Annotated in this window: 15 protein-coding genes and 1 pseudogene; 2 read left to right on the top strand and 14 right to left on the bottom strand. The window is 38.6% G+C overall.

Features of this window, described 5'->3' with window-relative positions:
- Positions 1-77: 77 nt before the first annotated feature.
- The 8 genes from ACPF64_RS13375 to pqqA all read right to left on the bottom strand — a co-directional run bounded on the left by ACPF64_RS13375 (position 78) and on the right by pqqA (position 5,639).
- Entirely contained in the window at positions 78-314 is a 237-nt protein-coding gene (locus tag ACPF64_RS13375; protein WP_161282161.1) for a hypothetical protein, read from the bottom strand.
- 241 nt (positions 315-555) lie between these two features.
- Positions 556-732 carry a hypothetical protein gene (locus tag ACPF64_RS13370; protein ID WP_003651752.1) on the bottom strand — a complete coding sequence of 59 codons (177 nt, stop codon included), beginning with the start codon at positions 730-732 and terminating at the stop codon, positions 556-558.
- Between the two features lie 577 nt (positions 733-1,309).
- Complete coding sequence (locus tag ACPF64_RS13365) at positions 1,310-2,362, bottom strand: dipeptidase (protein ID WP_426453814.1); 1,053 nt, start codon at positions 2,360-2,362, stop codon at positions 1,310-1,312.
- Positions 2,363-2,378: 16 nt separating this feature from the next.
- Positions 2,379-3,533 (bottom strand): pyrroloquinoline quinone biosynthesis protein PqqE, encoded by a 1,155-nt coding sequence (gene pqqE / locus ACPF64_RS13360; protein WP_426453812.1) that lies wholly within the window; start codon positions 3,531-3,533, stop codon positions 2,379-2,381.
- Entirely contained in the window at positions 3,530-3,814 is a 285-nt protein-coding gene (gene pqqD / locus ACPF64_RS13355; RefSeq protein ID WP_003651748.1) for a pyrroloquinoline quinone biosynthesis peptide chaperone PqqD, read from the bottom strand. Before pqqD ends, pqqE begins: the two co-directional genes overlap by 4 nt.
- Positions 3,811-4,569, bottom strand: coding sequence for a pyrroloquinoline-quinone synthase PqqC (pqqC, locus tag ACPF64_RS13350; protein ID WP_426453810.1), 759 nt, complete (start codon positions 4,567-4,569; stop codon positions 3,811-3,813). The genes pqqD and pqqC overlap by 4 nt, the downstream gene beginning before the upstream one ends.
- Before the next feature lie 8 nt (positions 4,570-4,577).
- Positions 4,578-5,489: a pyrroloquinoline quinone biosynthesis protein PqqB gene (gene pqqB / locus ACPF64_RS13345; RefSeq protein ID WP_209830781.1), complete on the bottom strand. Its 912-nt coding sequence runs from the start codon at positions 5,487-5,489 to the stop codon at positions 4,578-4,580.
- Between the two features lie 75 nt (positions 5,490-5,564).
- Positions 5,565-5,639, bottom strand: coding sequence for a pyrroloquinoline quinone precursor peptide PqqA (gene pqqA / locus ACPF64_RS13340; RefSeq protein ID WP_001982218.1), 75 nt, complete (start codon positions 5,637-5,639; stop codon positions 5,565-5,567).
- A gap of 248 nt (positions 5,640-5,887) precedes the next feature.
- Between pqqA and ACPF64_RS13335 the strand changes: the two genes are divergently transcribed.
- Entirely contained in the window at positions 5,888-7,663 is a 1,776-nt protein-coding gene (locus ACPF64_RS13335; protein WP_426453807.1) for a bifunctional metallophosphatase/5'-nucleotidase, read from the top strand.
- 58 nt (positions 7,664-7,721) lie between these two features.
- On the opposite strand, the gene ACPF64_RS13330 is transcribed toward ACPF64_RS13335, so the two are convergent.
- Together ACPF64_RS13330 and ACPF64_RS13325 are read right to left on the bottom strand one after the other, a co-directional pair.
- The gene (locus ACPF64_RS13330; protein ID WP_004642804.1) at positions 7,722-8,123 is read right to left on the bottom strand and encodes a transcriptional repressor; all 402 of its coding nucleotides are present in this window, start codon (positions 8,121-8,123) and stop codon (positions 7,722-7,724) included.
- A gap of 136 nt (positions 8,124-8,259) precedes the next feature.
- Entirely contained in the window at positions 8,260-10,212 is a 1,953-nt protein-coding gene (locus ACPF64_RS13325) for a TonB-dependent receptor plug domain-containing protein (RefSeq protein WP_426453804.1), read from the bottom strand.
- Between the two features lie 217 nt (positions 10,213-10,429).
- Here ACPF64_RS13325 and ACPF64_RS13320 point away from each other — a divergent pair, with 217 nt between their 5' ends.
- The gene (locus ACPF64_RS13320) at positions 10,430-13,591 is read left to right on the top strand and encodes a multidrug efflux RND transporter permease subunit (RefSeq protein ID WP_426453802.1); all 3,162 of its coding nucleotides are present in this window, start codon (positions 10,430-10,432) and stop codon (positions 13,589-13,591) included.
- 56 nt (positions 13,592-13,647) lie between these two features.
- Here ACPF64_RS13320 and ACPF64_RS13315 read toward each other — a convergent pair whose 3' ends face one another.
- The 4 genes and pseudogenes from ACPF64_RS13315 to ACPF64_RS13300 all read right to left on the bottom strand — a co-directional run bounded on the left by ACPF64_RS13315 (position 13,648) and on the right by ACPF64_RS13300 (position 17,438).
- The gene (locus ACPF64_RS13315; RefSeq protein WP_235823111.1) at positions 13,648-13,836 is read right to left on the bottom strand and encodes a phosphopantetheine-binding protein; all 189 of its coding nucleotides are present in this window, start codon (positions 13,834-13,836) and stop codon (positions 13,648-13,650) included.
- 30 nt (positions 13,837-13,866) lie between these two features.
- Positions 13,867-14,517: pseudogene (locus ACPF64_RS13310) on the bottom strand (isochorismatase family protein); the annotation flags it as partial.
- Between the two features lie 21 nt (positions 14,518-14,538).
- Positions 14,539-16,203, bottom strand: a complete 1,665-nt coding sequence (locus ACPF64_RS13305) for a (2,3-dihydroxybenzoyl)adenylate synthase (protein WP_426453800.1) — start codon at positions 16,201-16,203, stop codon at positions 14,539-14,541.
- On the bottom strand, positions 16,200-17,438 hold the full coding sequence (locus ACPF64_RS13300) for an isochorismate synthase (RefSeq protein ID WP_426453798.1): 1,239 nt from the start codon (positions 17,436-17,438) through the stop codon (positions 16,200-16,202). The genes ACPF64_RS13305 and ACPF64_RS13300 overlap by 4 nt, the downstream gene beginning before the upstream one ends.
- Positions 17,439-17,443: the final 5 nt, after the last annotated feature.

The following is a 17,443-nucleotide window of genomic DNA, read 5'->3' as shown; positions in this document are numbered from 1 at the left end:
GCATTGAGGCGAAACTTATCTGTGTTTCGCCTCAATAACTTAGAATTATAAAACTGTACTAGAGAAGTAAGAATCGATTAAGAGTTAAGGACTTTAAAGACCTTGCCTGTTCTTGGATGAGCAAAGGTATTATCTTGATCTAAATTAATGACTTTATCCGAAATCACAATTTTAGAAAGTGGCAACCAGTTTTGCTCTATTCCAGCTTCGATAAAGCTTTTCTCATCAATATTTTCATAAATTTGTTCAACCACAATTTCCATACCACACATACTTTTGGCATTTACTTCTTTTAAAATATGGCGCTTTGACATTCTAGTCTCCATTTTTATTATTCGCATCGATAATAATAAAGACTCCTCTGATACAATATGTAAATTTTAATAATGAAAGTGTTTTTTTATTTTAATCATGCTTCTGCAATAATTAAATGAATAGTTGAGTGATTATTTAATTTAAATATTATATTTAAGTTAATCTATCCAAAATAATTATTAATTTTTATTTTTAATAAAAATTAAAGGGTTCATTATCTGAACCCCTTTTTATTTAACTCTAAACTTTTACAGCGTTATCAAGCTGGCCATCATCTTGATTTTTAGCACTGTCTTTACTAATCACTGAGTCAGTATCGCTATCTGTGTTAAAACTCTTACTGTTTTTTTGCTTTTTCTTGTACACACACATCCCAATCGCAATACCTGTTCCCAATACTATAATTGACTTTAACATTTTGCACCTCTTCGATTAACGGAGTATTTTTTGAAAAATCAACTTAAATTAATAGCACATAATTTGTTATTTAACGGCTTTCATTTGCTCCGCTTTTGTAAGGTATTTAATTTTTATGTTAATTGAATAGTGCAATAGTTAAAAAAATAAATTTTGATACAAAGTAAAAAGCCTATTCTGTTTTTGAATAGGCTTTTACTGTATTTCAGGATTAAGCAGTATTATGAATTGCTTTAAAACAATCTTATTATCTTTAAATACACTACAAATGTATTTAATGCTGAACTTTTAGTCAAGATGGGATTGAAGGGTTTTACCAATAATTAGTGGTTATTGTGATGGAAATCACGTTTATATAATTTAGATAAGAAAAAACCCATTTCTACTTCTCATGAAGAAATGGGTAATGTGAAAACCACAAAAGACCTGAAATACTAAATGTTCTTACATTCAGTAAGGTTGAGTTTAGTGAATTTACCGAATGGTTGACAATTAAACCATTTGTATTTTTTTTAGTCATTTCAGCCAATCAAAAAATGCAAATAATTAGTTATGTTCAATACGTTTAGCTCTAAAACTATTCACCCAGAATCCGATAAAGCACGTTTATCCAATTCGTAAAACATAGTTTTTCAATGAGTTCGCTTGAGTAGACTCGCTGTTGCATGTGATGAATAAGTTTATGTAGACCCATAACATCTTCAAGCTCAGTCCCGATGAGTGCACCGTCGAAATCAGAACCAAAACCTACATGTTCTTCACCAAGTCGATCTAACAAATAATCAAGATGGTCTAAAATTACATCTATAGATGTATTTGCATTACGTTGCCCATCTGAGCGTAAAAAAGCAACATCGAAATTCACCCCGACTATACCTTTACTTTCTCGAATAGCTTTAAGCTGCTTGTCAGTTAAATTACGGGCTTGAGGACATAAAGCATGTGCATTAGAGTGTGTGGCTACGATTGGCTGTTGCAATAGATCTACAGTATCCCAAAAAGCCTGTTCATTCATATGGGAAACATCAATCACCATTTTTTTATCAGCACATCGCTTTATAAAGGCTTTGCCGTCTTGGGTAAGACCAGCTCCTGTGTCAGGTGAGTGAGGAAACTTAGCATTTAAACCATGTCCAAAACGACTGGGCCTATTCCAAAGTGGGCCGATACTACGTAGACCTTTATCATAAAATACATCAAGTAAATCGGAGTTTTGCTGTAAAGCTTCTGCACCTTCCATATGCAGCACAATTCCCAGTTTCTGTGTGTCTACACAACCCTGAATATCCTGAACTGATGTGCAAATTTGAATGTCCGTAGAACGTTGCGCGAGTTGGTGTGCTATATCGAGTTGCTCTAAGCAAATCTGTTCAATTTGCTGCTGGATAAAATCAGAAGCATTTTGATCAAAAAGTTTATTGGGATGATGTTGTTGCACATAGCTAAAGGGAGGTAAAAAAATGGCAAACATTCCACCAACAAAGCCAGCTTGCTGGCAGCGTTTTAGGTCAAGATGGCCTGCTAAAAGTTCGTACAGAAAAGCATGTACAGGATCTGCATGATCACTTAGCCATAAACGCGTTAATGCATCATTATGTCCATCAAAAACTGGAATATGGCTAGGCTTCATGGGATTCCCGCTCTTGCTATTTATCTGTAATTGTGTGGACTGGAATATTTTGTTTAGCACTTAAAGATTTAGAATTTCTACTATTCCGAAACACAAGTTGTTGTAGGGAAGCTGCTACATGACTTTCTGTACGTGCTTGCTCAATAATTTGATGATACGGCGATTTCCCACATACAGGATCAGCATTAGCAGCATCGCCGGTCAACATATAGGCCTGACAGCGGCATCCACCAAAATCTCGGTCTTTATCAGGGCAACTGCGGCAGCCCTCTGGCATCCATGCATCGCCACGGAAATGATTAAATCCAGTTGATTTGTACCAGATATCGGACAATGTATGTTCACGGACGTTTGGAAACGAAATTGGTAATTGTCGTGCTGCATGGCAAGGCAGCGCCATACCATCTGGAGCAACTGTAAAGAAGATTTTACCCCAGCCATTCATACAGGCTTTTGGTCTTTCTTCATAATAATCAGGCACTACAAAAATGAGTTTGCAGGGATGATTTTGCGCTTTTAATTTTTCTCGATATTCATTGGTAATGCGTTCGGCACGTGTTAGTTGTTCTTGTGTTGGTAGCAAACCTTGGCGGTTTAAAAAAGCCCAACCGTAAAACTGACAAATTGCTAACTCGACTGTGTCTGCATTGAGCTCTAGGCAAAGTTCAATAATTTGTTCAATCTGGTCAATGTTATGCCGATGAATTACAAAATTGAGCACCATCGGATAATCGTATTTTTTAACCAGTCGGCACATTTCATACTTTTGTTCAAAAGCATGCTTTGAACCTGCCAAGGCATCATTTACCACAGGATCACTAGCTTGAAAGCTCACTTGAATGTGATCTAACCCTGCTTGTTTTAGATTGGCAATGCGTTGTTCGGTGAGTCCCATGCCCGAGGTAATGAGGTTAGTATAAAACCCTTGTTGGTGAGCATGTGCAACCAGCTCTTCTAAATCTTGGCGTACCAGTGGTTCACCACCAGAAAAACCAAGTTGAACGGCACCCATCTGACGTGCCTGATCAAAAACATCGAACCACTCTTGGGTGGTCAGTTCATTTTTATGCTGAGCATAGTCCAATGGGTTTGAGCAATATGGGCATTGTAGCGGACAACGATAAGTGAGTTCCGCTAATAACCATAAAGGTAGTCCAACACCTTCTGTCATACCAAGTCAATCCAGTGCTGCTGCTTTGCGACCAGCATGTAATCTATTACATCCTGATCAATCTCAGCAATATCACCAAATTTTTGCTTTAACTGAGCAATAATTGCGGAAACATTTTGCTGTCCATCAATATATTGTCCGATTGCCCCTGCACTTTCATTTAACTTGATCATGCCTTCAGGATATAAAATCACAAAACCATTTTGAGCTGGCTCGAACTGAAAACGGTAACCTTGTCGCCATGTCGGCACAAGGTTTAAATCAAACTGCTCTTTATTCATTTAAATAGTCCTTTGTGCCAAACCCGTTTGCTAGTCACACTGTGATATGGTGCTTCATTGTGAACATATGCAAGTGTTAAAGCATCTAAAATGCTCCATAAAATATCCAGCTTAAACTGCAATATTTCAAGCATTCGTTCTTGTTGCTCAAGAGTCGTAAATGAATCAAGCGTAATCGTTAAGCCATGTTCAACGTCACGGCGTGCCTGACTTAAACGTGAACGGAAATACTCATAGCCTTTATCATCAATCCATGGGTAGTGCTGTGGCCACGACTCTAGACGTGATTGATGAATTTTCGGGGCGAAAAGTTCAGTTAAAGAACTACTTGCTGCTTCCCGCCATGAAGCACGACGTGCGAAGTTCACATAGGCATCTACAGCAAATCGAACACCTGGTAATACCAGTTCTTCAGAAATCACTTGTTCACGACTCAAGCCCACAGCTTCGGCTAACCCTAACCATGCTTCTCGACCACCGCCATCAGGATATTCACCATCTTGATCGATCATGCGTTGAATCCATTCTTGACGGACGCGTTGGTCTGGGCAATTCGCCATAATGGCTGCATCTTTGAGCGGAATATTAATTTGATAGTAATAGCGGTTTGCAACCCAAGCCTGAATTTGTTGTTGAGTTGCGCGACCTTCATACATCATCACGTGAAATGGATGATAGATATGATAATACTGGCCCTTATCAATAATCGCTTGTTTAAATTGCTCTGTTGTTAAAGCTTCAGGTGTTTGAGTCATGGTTCACCTTAGAGTTCAATCTGCATGCCATCATAGGCAACTTCTACACCATTTGCTTTAAGCTCAGCAAACTGGCTAGAGTTTTCATTTAAAATTGGATTGGTATTGTTAATATGAATAAGTACTTTTTTAGGTGTACTCAGTTGGTTCAAATAAGACAGCGAACCACCTTCGCCACTAATGTATAAATGCCCCATTTCACGACCAGTTTTTTTACCAACCCCTGTTTGTTGCATTTCATCATCTGTCCAGAGCGTTCCATCAATCATGACGCAGTCTGAACTCTGCATAATCTGCATGATTTGATCATCAATTTTTCCAAGACCCGGCGCATAGAACAACTGTTTTTGTGTTTTATGGTCTTTGATAACTAAGGCAATGTTATCGCCGTCATGTGGGTCATTTCGATGTGGTGAATATGGTGGCGCAGCACTTTTAATAATTAAAGGTAAAAATTCTAAATTTTCAAAACTATCAATTTTAAAAGCTTGTTTTGGGTTAATCTCATGATATTGAAGACCACCATTCCAATGTTTGAGCATATTAAAAACTGGAAAGCCGCTCGTTAAATCTTGGTGGACCATTTCTGTACACCACACATTCATTGGGCAACCTTCACGTAAGGTTAAAAGCCCAGTCGTATGGTCTAACTGACTGTCCATTAAAATAACGCTCGTTATTCCTGTATCACGCAATTTACGAGCTGGTTGGGCTGCTTTAAATTCGAAAAGCTGCTGACGAATATCAGGTGATGCGTTTAATAAAATCCAGTCTACGCCGTTTTCTGAAACCGCAATTGATGATTGAGTACGGGGTTTGGCATTAATCGTACCTGTACGGACACCATGACAATTCGGGCAATTACAATTCCACTGCGGGAACCCGCCTCCGGCAGCTGAACCTAAAACATAAATATACATAAAATTAATATCTTATTAGAAAGAGATAAGCCCTAGAACAAGACTAGGGCTTATGACATATTTGGATGAAGCTGATTAACGCGCTTCGAAGTACATTGTAACTTCAAAACCAATGCGTAAATCAGTAAAAGCGGGTTTAGTCCATTGCATAAATTATCTCCGGTTCATATTAATCTTGTGAAATGAATCACTTGATTAAATCTTATATGGCAATTAAAAATTTATTCTAAATAAAAAATTGGGGTTTGTAGACAACCTCTAGCTAAGATATTGTTCGATAATTGTGTTTTTTGTCCAAATTTTAATATTTCGAACATATTTGCTTATTGGACGTTTCATCAAATATTCATACTAAAAGCGTATTTTTTATCCGTCTTAATTGATCAAATGATAAAAAAATGACAAATTTAACAACACTATTTAAAGTAACAACACTTTCTCTGACAATAACGTTATTAGCTGGTTGTAATGACGATGATAATGACACAGCACCCGCCCAAAGAAGCAATCAGACGGTAAATATTTTAGCTTTTAATGACTTTCACGGAAATCTTGAGCCACCTAAGCGTTATGTCGAGGCACCAAATCCAAATGATGCTGCTCAGTCTGTTCGTATTCCTGTGGGTGGGGTGAGTTACTTTGCCGATGCAATTAAAAAACTTAAAGCAGAAAATCCAAATAATGCAGTGGTTTCGGCAGGCGATTTAATTAGTGCTTCCCCACTGACCTCTTCTTTATTTTTAGATGAACCGACCATTGAAGTAATGAATGATATTCAAATTGACTTTAATGCTGTGGGTAATCATGAATTTGACCGCGGCACAGATGAATTACGCCGTTTGCAAAATGGTGGATGTCAGCAATATACAAGTACAGCACCTTGCCAAATTAATAAAAATTTTAGTGGTGCAAAATTTAATTTTCTTGCAGCTAACGTAGCAATGAAAAATGATGCGAGCAAAACGATCTTTCCTGCCTATAAAGTCAAAACTTACGGGGGTATTCCAGTTGCATTTATTGGTTTAACCCTTAAAGCGACGCCAAGTATTGTTTCGGCAGCTGGTATTAAAGACGTTGAATTTCGTGATGAAGCAGATACTGTAAATGCTTTAATTCCTGAGTTACAAAAACAAGGCATTGAAGCAATTGTTGTAGTAGTTCATGAAGGTGCTGCACCAAGTACTAAGTTTAATGAAAAAACATGTGATGGCTTAAGCGGTCCGATTTTGGGAGTTTTAGATAAATTAAATCCGGCGGTTGATATTGTTGTATCTGGACATACGCATCAATCTTATATTTGTGACTATGCTACAAAAAATCCGGCAAAACCGTTCTTGCTTACCTCAGCTGGACAATATGGCACGCTTATTACGGATATCAAGGTTGAGCTTGATGGTAAAACTGGTGATGTGATTAAAAAGGATGCTAAACAAGTTCCTATACAAAGTGAGGCCTATACGTCTGGCACAACCACGGTAAGTCTTACCGATCTCTATCAAAAATTTAGTAAAACACCAAGCATTGAAGCCATTTTAGATAAGTACCGCCAAGCTGTGACAACCATTTCAAGTCGTGTGGTTGGAACTGCAACAGCGGTTGTAAGTCGTACTCAAGTCGAGAGTGGTGAAAGTCCGCTCGGTATTATGATTGCCGATGCTCAGCAAGCGGCTGCCTTAAAAGCAAGTAACCAAGGCTCTGACTTTACACTCATGAACCCAGGTGGTGTACGTGCAGACCTACTGATTAACAGTAGTAACCAGATTACCTTTGGCGATGTGTTTGCGGTTCAACCCTTTGGTAACTCTATTGTGACTTTGAGCTTGACTGGCAAACAGATTAGAGATGTACTTGAACAACAATGGTCTGGTGCAAATGCAAATTCAGCGAGAATTTTACAGCCATCTAAAGAATTCACTTATGAATATGCGGCAAATGCTTCTGTTTCACCGCGAGCAAGTAACATCATAGTTGCTGGTTCACCGTTGGTTGACAGTAAAGTATATCGCGTGACAGTAAATAGTTTCTTGGCAGATGGCGGCGATAACTTTACGGTATTAAAAGAAGGCCAAAACCGTGTAGGTGGTGGTCAAGATATTGATGCTTTGGAAAGCTATGTCGCTAAGAATTCGCCGTTAATTATTCCAGCTACAACTCGAATTAAAGTAATTAAATAATAAGACTCGTCGAATAAAGGACAGCAAAAGCTGTCCTTTATTTTTCTATCTAAGCTTTTTATTCCGTATATAGATTAAGTTCAATACTGCTAATGTCTGCTCCAGTATTTGCAAAAATAATCTCCATAACTTCATGAAGTAATTCATTAACTTTCTCATGCTCAAAGTTAGAGGCTTCTGATGTTTTAAGACAAATCAGATTACAGCTCATTTTATCTTTTCTAATTTTGTAGATACTTTTGCTTTTACCTAAGAATACTCTTTTGATGAGTTTACGATTTTCAAATTCAGATAAAATTCTATAGATCGTTCCTAACGTTATTTTATATTCATTTTTAATTTGAGCATAAATATTGTCTGCGCTTAAACCTTGTGGATTCTGATTTAAGATTTCAAAAACATGTATTCTCGATTTTTTTATCGGTAGTCCGTTTAATAATGATTTTGAAGTTGTCGTCATGATTAATTAGCCTTAATGTTTAGAAGTATAAGATTTATTAAAATTATTTTGTCGATACTTGCTTGAAAATTATGGGTATTTATTAAAAAAAGCAAAGCCTATTCCCCTATGAATAGGCTTTGAGCTTAGCTTTACCTTAGAAACTATAAGTCGCTTTTACAAAGTAATTACGTCCATAGAGTTTCGTATTGAATGATGCATCTTCATTTTCAAGATCAACATCGGTCAGATTTTTTACGCCATAGTCCAATGTTAAACGTGGTGAAAGTGGTGAAGTAAACGTGACATCGTAAGTTGTATAAGCTGGTAACTCTTTACCACTAGACAACATTTGATTACCTACATAGCTTGCACCTAAATTCATACGATAATTTTCAACAATAGCCCATGAAAGTGAACTATTAATTAACCATTCAGGGCGTTCTGTGAGGTCTTTACCTGTTACTTCATTTTTAGCATCTAAATAGGTCGCATTAGCAGTTATACCTAAAGCATCACTAAAGTCATATCCTCCGTTGAGTTCCACACCTTTTAGTTTTGCTTTAGCAACATTGTCCCATTTATATGGATATTTGATTAGATTTGGAGAATTAGGATTAGAAACACGTTCAATTAAGTTCTCAACATCATTTTCAAATACTGTAACACCAGCATTCCAGTTTGGTTTTCGAACGATTAAAGATGCTTCGTAATTCGTACTTTCTTCAGGTTTTAAATTTGGATTTCCTGTAATAAAACAGCTACCACCACATGAAATTAATTCATAATTTGCATCTAACTGATATGGCCCAGGGACTTTGTAGGCTTGTCCAATACCACCTTTAAGAATAACTCCGTCTGCCAGTTGATAAGCTAAATATGCTTTACCAGTTGCTTTACCATCAAAATTGTCAAAATCATCATAACGACCACCTAAAGTTAATGTCAGTGCATCGTTAATGTGGGTATCGTTCTGAACAAATACCCCATAACTTTTTTGTTCAGATCCACCTGATGTATACCCCACAGGGTCTGTCACTTTCTGGTCTTTATAATCCACACCAGCAGTGGTGTTATTCATGAGCCAGTCAAAGTTAGCAAAAGCACGTCCTAGTAAATTTTCTTGCTTATAATTACGACTTTGTGGAGCATTGTATTCACTGTCATAGTCATAAATTTTAGCTGTTTCTTTACCAATATAAGCTTCTGTTTTACCCCAGCTCCATTTCCCTCGATGAGTAATACCAAAATTGGTTCGCTCATCTTCACCTTCTTGAATAGAGGTCGCAGCATCTTGAGTCAGTGGTCGCTTATCTTTGCTATAACCTAAATCTAGATCTAAAGTTTGTTGGTCATTGATATCCCAACTTAAAGTACCATGTACATTCTTAGTGTCTTTTTCTACAAAGTAAGCCCCATTTGAGTCTGGTTTACCATTTCGATACCACGCATCACGGTTATAAGAATCTCCAGCAAGAGAGAAACTGAGATTATCTGTTAAGCCACCAAAGAGATTAAACCCGTAACGAAATTGATCTTTACCATTGCCACGATCTGCTCGATTATATTGCCCAAAGATCGAACCATGAAGCTGCCCATCTTCTGCTTTTTTGGTAATGATATTGATTACCCCACCCATAGCATCAGACCCATATAGAGATGACATCGGCCCACGAATCACTTCAATACGTTCGATACTATTTAAAGGAATAGAACTCCAGTCAAAGTCATTGCCTCGCCACATTGCTCCTAAGGAAGATGTCCGTTTTCCATTAAGTAGGATGAGTGTGTAACTACCAGAGGTATCTTGCATTCCTCGAATAATAATTTTGTCCTGCCCACTATTGTAGTTATAAACCCCAGCTTGTTTTTGTAAAACATCAGCAAGACTAAGTGCTGCACTACGCTCAATCTCTTCACTCGTGATCACACTAATCGATGCGGGTGCTTTATCAACATCTTGTTCTTTTAATGCTGCTGAAACCACAATAGTTTTAAGTTTTTGAACTGGTTCGGTATTGCCCTGCTGTTCACTATCTGTGTTTGCTTGAACTGCGAACGGAAGCAGTGTTGAGATGGCGACCACCAGCGCCTTTTTAGTTAACGTCATTTCTCGGCCCTTGTTTTGGATAATGATTACCATGTGATAATTATTATCATTTATGATGTGCCGAGCATCATATACGCATGACTTTTACTGATCAAGATAAAAATAATTATTAGTTGTATAATGATAATCATTATTGTTTGTGCCGTAAAAAAGCGTTACCATTACACGTTCGTGTGCCTAAAAACCTATTTAAAACAAGCTTAAAGTAGACATAACAATGCTCTCTCGATTTTTTATATATCACCCCATCTTTGTTTCTGTCATTGCAATCACTATTCTTATTTTTGGTTTTTTTGCCACTTTAGCAATGCCTGTTGAACGGTATCCAAACCTTGCTCCGCCCAGTGTCACTGTTGTTGCAAACTACCGTGGTGCAGCTGCTGACACTGTAGAAGAAAGCGTGACCCAAATTTTAGAACAACAAATCAAAGGTCTGGATAATTTGCTTTACTTTACGTCCTATAGTGAATCATCGGGAACGAGTAGCATTGATATTCACTTTAAAATTGGAACAGATATTGATAAAGCACAGTTACAAGTACAAAACCGAATTAATGGTGCGTTAAACCGTTTGCCGGAGGAAGTTCAAAGACAAGGCGTAAACATATGGAAAACCACGGGTGATATGCTGCTTATTGTTGGGCTATATGATGAAAAAGGAAAAGCCAGCAATATTGAATTATCTGATTATATGGTGAATCACTTTGAACAACCTTTAAGCCAGTTACAAGGAATTGGTGAGGTTGATGTTTTTGGTTCGAGTTATGCCATGCGAATTTGGTTAAATCCAAATCAGCTTAGAAATTATCAACTTGTGCCGAGTGATATTGAACAGGCCCTCGAAGATTATAATACCCAAATTGCTGCTGGTTCGATTGGTGCAATGCCTTCCGCTTCCGACCAGAATATTTATGCAAAAGTAAAAGCAGGTTCACGTTTAAAAACAATAGATGATTTTAAGTCGGTAGTGGTTAAAGCAAATATTGATGGAAGCCTTGTTTATTTAAAAGATGTCGCGAGAGTCGAATTAGGTGCAGAAAATTATGAAAGCATTAATACGCTTAATGGTTATCCATCGGCAGGCCTAGGTATTTCTTTAAGTCCTGATGCCAATGCAATTGAGACTTCTGCTCTTATTAAAGAAAAAATGGCTCAGCTTAGCCAACATTTACCAGCCGGATATAAAATTGTCTATCCAAGAGACAATACCCCTTTTATAGAAGAGTCAATTAAGCAGGTCATTATCACTTTGCTTGAAGCGATTGTACTTGTTGTTATTGTGATGTATCTCTTTTTACAAAATTGGCGTGCGACACTGATTCCAACAATTACGGTTCCTATTGTAATTAGTGGCACATTTGTTGTGTTGTATTTGTTTGGAATGAGTATTAACACCCTTACCCTATTTGCACTGGTTTTAGCCATTGGGTTGCTGGTGGATGACACGATTGTCGTGGTCGAAAATGTTGAACGACTTATGCATGAACAACAGTTGAGTGTACGTGAAGCTTGTTTAATGTCGATGCAAGAGATTAGCGGTGCTTTGGTTGGTATTACACTGGTATTAACTGCAGTATTTATTCCAATGGCCTTTTTTAGTGGTTCGACGGGTATGATTTACCGCCAGTTTTCTATTACCTTAGCGGCAGCTATGTTGTTATCGCTATTTGTAGCCATGACCATTACACCAGCAATGTGTGCAGTTTTATTAAAAAAGCACAATAAAAAGCCAAAATGGGGACAAGCACTCGAGCTTGCTCTTCAAAAAGTTAGATCAACTTTTAGTTTTTTATCCATTCGCCTAATTCAGTTCAAAGTCTTTTCCAGTCTATTAGTTGTGGGCATAGCGGTTATTTTATTTATGATTTACCGTGGTTTGCCTACAAGCTTTATTCCCAATGAAGATCAAGGACTACTTGCTGTTCCCTATAGTTTGCATAATAGTGCTTCGATGAGTCAGACCGAAGAAGTTGGAAAGCTCGTCAATAATTATTTTTTTGAACATGAATCCAAAAATATTAATACGGTACTTGTAGTTAATGGACAAAATTTTTCAGGGAGCGGTCCAAATTTAGGCGTGGCGTTTATTTCGCTCAAACATTGGAATGAGCGTAAAGGCGAAGCCAATACCGCAAGCGCTATTCGTGAACGTGCTCAAACTTATTTGCAAAAAAACTTGCCAGCTAAAGTTATGGTAGGAATGCCACCAAGTGTATCTGGTTTGGGACAGTCTGATGCTCTAGAGCTTTGGCTTAGAGATGTAAATGGTCAAGGACGCGATGAATTAATCAAACAATATAAAGCCTTAGAAAAAGAGGCGCGTAACTATTCAGCATTTGAAAATCTAAGTCCCCTTGTGAGTGAAGATAAAGCCGAAGTATTTATTCAACTCGATCAAAATAAGGCAAAAATGCTGGGAATTGATCAGCAAGCGATACGTTCAACTTTATCTACCGCTTGGGGTGGAAACTATGTTGGTGATTTTGTTGAAAGAGGTCGAATTAAAAGAATTATTATGCAAGGTGACTCTGAATTTCGCTCTAAACCTGAAGACTTAGCTTACTGGCATGTGCGAAACAATACAGGAGGGATGCTTTCCCTGGCGCATTTTGCGCAAAGTCAGTGGACTGGTGGACCAGAAGCTTTAACTCGCTTTATGGGACTGGCTGCTATACAACTTGAAGCGAATATCAGTTCGGGCTTTAGTTCAGGACAAGCCATGCAAGAACTTACGGATATGGTTGCTAAACAATCTGGCGTAGACGTTGCTTGGAGTGGCCTCTCGTTACAAGAGCAGCAGTCTAATCGACAGGCTATCTTTTTATATGTCATTTCTATTTTGTTTATTTTCTTATGTTTGGCAGCCTTATATGAAAGCTGGAAAGTCCCATTCATTATTTTATTAGGTCTACCTTTAGGTATTACGGGTACTATTATTTTTGCCAAGATCTTTAACTTACCTAATGATGTTTATTTTCAAATTGCTCTATTAACGGGTATTGGCCTGTCTTGTAAAAATGCAATTCTAATTGTGGAGTTTGCGACTCAAGCACTCAAACAAGGAAAAAGTAAAATCGACGCAGCAAGTGATGCGTTAAAGTTGCGTTTACGCCCAATTTTGATGACATCCCTTGCTTTTGGTGCGGGAGTTATTCCTTTAATTTTTGCGACAGGCGCAGGTGCTGCTAGCCGTTATGAAATTGGCATGAGCGTATTTGGAAGTGTTGTGTTTGGTACCTTACTTGTACCGCTATTTACGGTGTTTTTCTTTGTTATGATTCATAGTGCGCCAAGTTTTCAGTGGTCAATGAGCAAACTTAGGTTTACTCGAACTTTGAAATTTAACGGCCGTATTAAAAAGGACAATACATCCTTTTAAAAGTTAGAATAAAAAAATGGCAGATATTAAATCTGCCATTTTTTTATTCTTTGAATTTAAGCGACTAGCTTATCAATCCACACTTCTAGAGTTGGTTGTTCGGCTAAATCTTCAAAGCTGACCTGTGCACCATAAGCTTGCCATTTACCTACCAGTGTCATGAGGCGAACTGAATCAAGCCCAAGCATGAGTAAATCATCATTTAACTGAATGTCTGATGCAGGAATCTGAAGCTGTTCACTCACTGCCAAGACAATACCTTCTTGGGTTAACGGTGATGCGGCTTGTTCAAGTTCCCAAGCACGAGTGACTTGTTGAGTCGTCATGACTTGCCCACAACGTGTACTTGCATATTTCAAAGCCATATCGTGTTCTTCACGGCTAAAGTCAGCAAGTGCATCTCCACATAAAAATGGTTGAATGTTCAGCATAAATGCCTCTGCTGCGCTCATGAGGCAGCCAATATGAGCATAAACACCACAAATAATGAGCTGATCTCGGTTTGACTCACGCATGAGTTGCTCGAGTGGAGAAAATTTAAATGCGCTATATCGCCATTTTGTTAAAACAGTATCATTTTTTTTAGGCGTAATTTCCGGCAAAATTTGAGTGATTTCCGGATCGTCTTTTAGACCAGTTCCCCAGAAATCAGTTAGTAACTGGCGATGTTCTGGCGTCTGGTTACCAGGCTGGGCTGTATAGACCACAGGGATATTAAACTTGCGTGCAGTTTCAATCAGTTCTTTGGTATTTTTAATCAATTCTGGAATTGGTTCTTGGGTCTGATCATAAAAGTCTAAAAAATATTGCTGCATATCATGCACTAATAAAACAGCGCGGTTGGTATGCAACTGCCAATGTGTTTTATTCGCCGTAAATTCATGCGCTTGTGGCATGCTGTAACTGGCAATCTTTGGAATACTCATCAAATTTTTCCTTTTTTATCTTTAAGCAAGAACATTGGTTTTAGTTTCAAGTTGTTGACGCAATCGTTTTTTGTCGATTTTTCCAAAGGCTGTATATGGAAATTGCTCGATAAATTCCACGCGATCTGGAATTTTGTAGGTCGCAAGTCCATAGTCTTTAAGGTGCTGGCGTACTGACATCGCAAGACGAATTTGACTTGGATCATCGCTTTGAGATTGCCATGCAACAAAGGCACAGCTTTTTTCACCCATGACCTCATCTGGCATAGCAACTAATGCCGCTAAACGAATTTGTGGATGGGTTAGTAGAGCTTGTTCAACTTCTTCGGTCGCAATCTTTTCCCCAGCACGATTAATTTGTTCTTTAGAACGGCCTTCGACAACAATGCAGCCATCTTCACGAATACGAACTAAATCGCCAGTACGATAAAAACCGTCGGGAGTAAAAGAACGCTCATTGTGCTCTGGTGCTTGGTAATAACCGCGAATGGTATATGGGCCTCGTGTAAGCAAATGCCCCACTTGCCCAGCTTCTACTGGTTGATCGTTATCATCTAGTACTAAAATTTCATCATCTTCAGAAATTTTTAAACCTTGTGTATGGATGGTTTGGTCTTTCGTCATATCAAAACGGGTGTAGTTCACAAGCCCTTCAGCCATTCCAAAGACTTGTTGCAGATTGACCTTAAACTCATCAATTAAACGTGAAGCCACTGCATCAGGTAATCGCGCCCCACCAACTTGTAAGCAACGCAATGTCGATAAGATTGGGTCTTGATCTTTTGCAGCTTTATCCATCCAAGGTCGAACTAATGCTGGAACTAGGCAGGCATCCGTAACTCCATGTTTTTCTATTATTGGAAATGCCGTATCAGGACTTGGATCAGTTCCTAAAACAACCGCTCCGCCTGCGTAAAAAATACCTAAAGAACCAGCTGAGCTCATTGAGAAGTTATGTGCCGCAGGTAAAACCATGAGTAAGCGTGATGACTGGTCCAGACAACAGATTTTGGCACTCTCACGAACACTGTAGAGGTAGTCATCATGGGTACGTGGAATCAGTTTAGGAACCCCGGTACTTCCACCAGAAAGTTGTAAAAAAGCAACCTGATCTGCCGTAGTCGGCGAGATGGCTTCATCCAAAATATTGGTTTCTTTAAATAGGTCTTGAATGGCAACAAAGTTACCTGCATTTCCAAGTACAAATACATGTCGTAAGCAAGAAGCTGTTTGCTGAAGCCTTTCGGCAAGCTCTCGGTAGTCAAATTTTTGTGCACCAAAATCAGCACAGAAATAAGCTTTTGCTTGAGTTTGTTTGAAAAAACTGCTGAGTTCTGCATAGCGATGTGCAGGTAAAGACATTATCGGTAGTGCACCAAGCCGAATAAGTGCAAAAAATAAAACGTAAAACTGATAGTGGTTCGGCATTTGTACAACTGCCTTGTCGCCCGCACGTAAGCCGTGTTGATATAAATGGCTGGCACAGCAATCGACTAAATAATCGAATTCAGAGTAAGTAACGGCTTTTTCACCATCATAAATTGCAATATTTTTCTGGTACTTTTGAGCACTTTCACGCAAGAAATCACTCAAGTTTTGCCCAATCCAATAACCTTTTTTACGGTAAATCTCAGCGAACTCTGCTGGATATGGCACGGCACCGTCTAGATAAACTTGTGTTGTCATATGTTTGATCCCTGAATTGGCAATTGGTTTGGTGAAATCTGGAATCCGTCCAGCACAGTACGAAATTTTGCGGCAGTTTCAGCATGTTCAGCTTGCGGACGAGAAGCCTCCACAATGCCTGCACCGGCAAATAAACGCGCAATATTCTGATAAATTCGGGCACAACGGACAGTCACCGACCATTCACCATTACCTTTTTCATCTGCCCACCCCATGGTCCCTGCAAATAATTCACGGTTAAATGGTTCAAGTTGCTGAATTAGTTCTTTGGCAATTGGACTAGGCTCCCCACAAATTGCAGGTGTTGGGTGTAAGCGTTCAATTAAGTCAAAAACATGAATATCAGCTTGCTTAAGTTCACCAGTAATGTGTGATGCTAAGTGCCAAAGGCGTTTGGTACGAATGAGGGATGGTTGCTTCGGTACATGTAATTGCTTACAAAAAGGTGTGAGTTCATCTGCAATCATTTCAATCACAAGTGCATGTTCATGTTGATCTTTTTGTGAGGCAAGCAATGCTCTAGCATTGTTTTGGTCTATGGTCGGATCATCATCACGAGCCAATGTGCCCGCAACGGGTTTACTCCAGATTTTTGTATTTTGCTTTGCAATTAATAGTTCTGGACTTGCACCAACAAACCAACCTTCACTTTGAGGATGCCTTGCGACTGCATAGTTATAACCTTCAGGATTATGTTTGGCTAAATTGAAAAATAAGTCTGAGACTGGAATATTTTGTTCAAATTCAAGTTGTAAAATGCGGGCTAGAACAGCTTTATCCAGTTTCTTTGCCTGCATTTGCTGAACTAGATATTCAACTTGCTGCTGATAATGTTCACCTAATGGGAAATAATCAGCCTTATTTAATCTTAAAGAATTAAGATCTATATCAGATTGTGCATAGAGGACCTTCTGACATATTTTTGCATTTTGCATGAGCATTAAATTGACATCTGCTGCCGAGCAAAACGGCAGTCCGCCCATAATCTTGACGTCTTTATAACCGTCGGTAATCGCTTGCTGTAGTTGAATCCGAGCTTCTTGTAGCCAATCTTTTAAAAGGCTATTTTTAGCGACCTGAATGTCTTGTAATTTCTGATGACTATTGATTGTGTATTCTGGTGTGGTAAAAATAAAACCCGCATCATGTCCACACTTTAGAACCTCTTGAGCAAGTGCAACATGGCTTTCAGTAAAATTTTCTCGTTGGATAAAATACGGATGCTGTGCCGACATCTCGT

Origin of the sequence: Acinetobacter sp. KB005 (genome assembly GCF_049949095.1) — a bacterium.
Lineage (GTDB): Bacteria > Pseudomonadota > Gammaproteobacteria > Pseudomonadales > Moraxellaceae > Acinetobacter > Acinetobacter calcoaceticus.
Note: the sequence above shows the minus strand (reverse complement) of the source record. Positions and strands in the feature narration are given on the sequence as shown.

Excerpts from the sequence above, each read along its gene's own strand:
- ACPF64_RS13335 (WP_426453807.1), top strand. The coding sequence starts at position 5,888 with ATGACAAATTTAACAACACTATTTAAAGTAACAACACTTTCTCTGACA.
- ACPF64_RS13365 (WP_426453814.1), bottom strand. The coding sequence starts at position 2,362 with ATGAAGCCTAGCCATATTCCAGTTTTTGATGGACATAATGATGCATTA.
- ACPF64_RS13325 (WP_426453804.1), bottom strand. The coding sequence starts at position 10,212 with ATGACGTTAACTAAAAAGGCGCTGGTGGTCGCCATCTCAACACTGCTT.
- pqqC (WP_426453810.1), bottom strand. The coding sequence starts at position 4,569 with ATGACTCAAACACCTGAAGCTTTAACAACAGAGCAATTTAAACAAGCG.
- ACPF64_RS13370 (WP_003651752.1), bottom strand. The coding sequence starts at position 732 with ATGTTAAAGTCAATTATAGTATTGGGAACAGGTATTGCGATTGGGATG.
- ACPF64_RS13330 (WP_004642804.1), bottom strand. The coding sequence starts at position 8,123 with ATGACGACAACTTCAAAATCATTATTAAACGGACTACCGATAAAAAAA.
- ACPF64_RS13300 (WP_426453798.1), bottom strand. The coding sequence starts at position 17,438 with ATGTCGGCACAGCATCCGTATTTTATCCAACGAGAAAATTTTACTGAA.
- ACPF64_RS13375 (WP_161282161.1), bottom strand. The coding sequence starts at position 314 with ATGTCAAAGCGCCATATTTTAAAAGAAGTAAATGCCAAAAGTATGTGT.
- pqqB (WP_209830781.1), bottom strand. The coding sequence starts at position 5,489 with ATGTATATTTATGTTTTAGGTTCAGCTGCCGGAGGCGGGTTCCCGCAG.
- ACPF64_RS13305 (WP_426453800.1), bottom strand. The coding sequence starts at position 16,203 with ATGACAACACAAGTTTATCTAGACGGTGCCGTGCCATATCCAGCAGAG.
- ACPF64_RS13320 (WP_426453802.1), top strand. The coding sequence starts at position 10,430 with ATGCTCTCTCGATTTTTTATATATCACCCCATCTTTGTTTCTGTCATT.
- pqqD (WP_003651748.1), bottom strand. The coding sequence starts at position 3,814 with ATGAATAAAGAGCAGTTTGATTTAAACCTTGTGCCGACATGGCGACAA.
- pqqE (WP_426453812.1), bottom strand. The coding sequence starts at position 3,533 with ATGACAGAAGGTGTTGGACTACCTTTATGGTTATTAGCGGAACTCACT.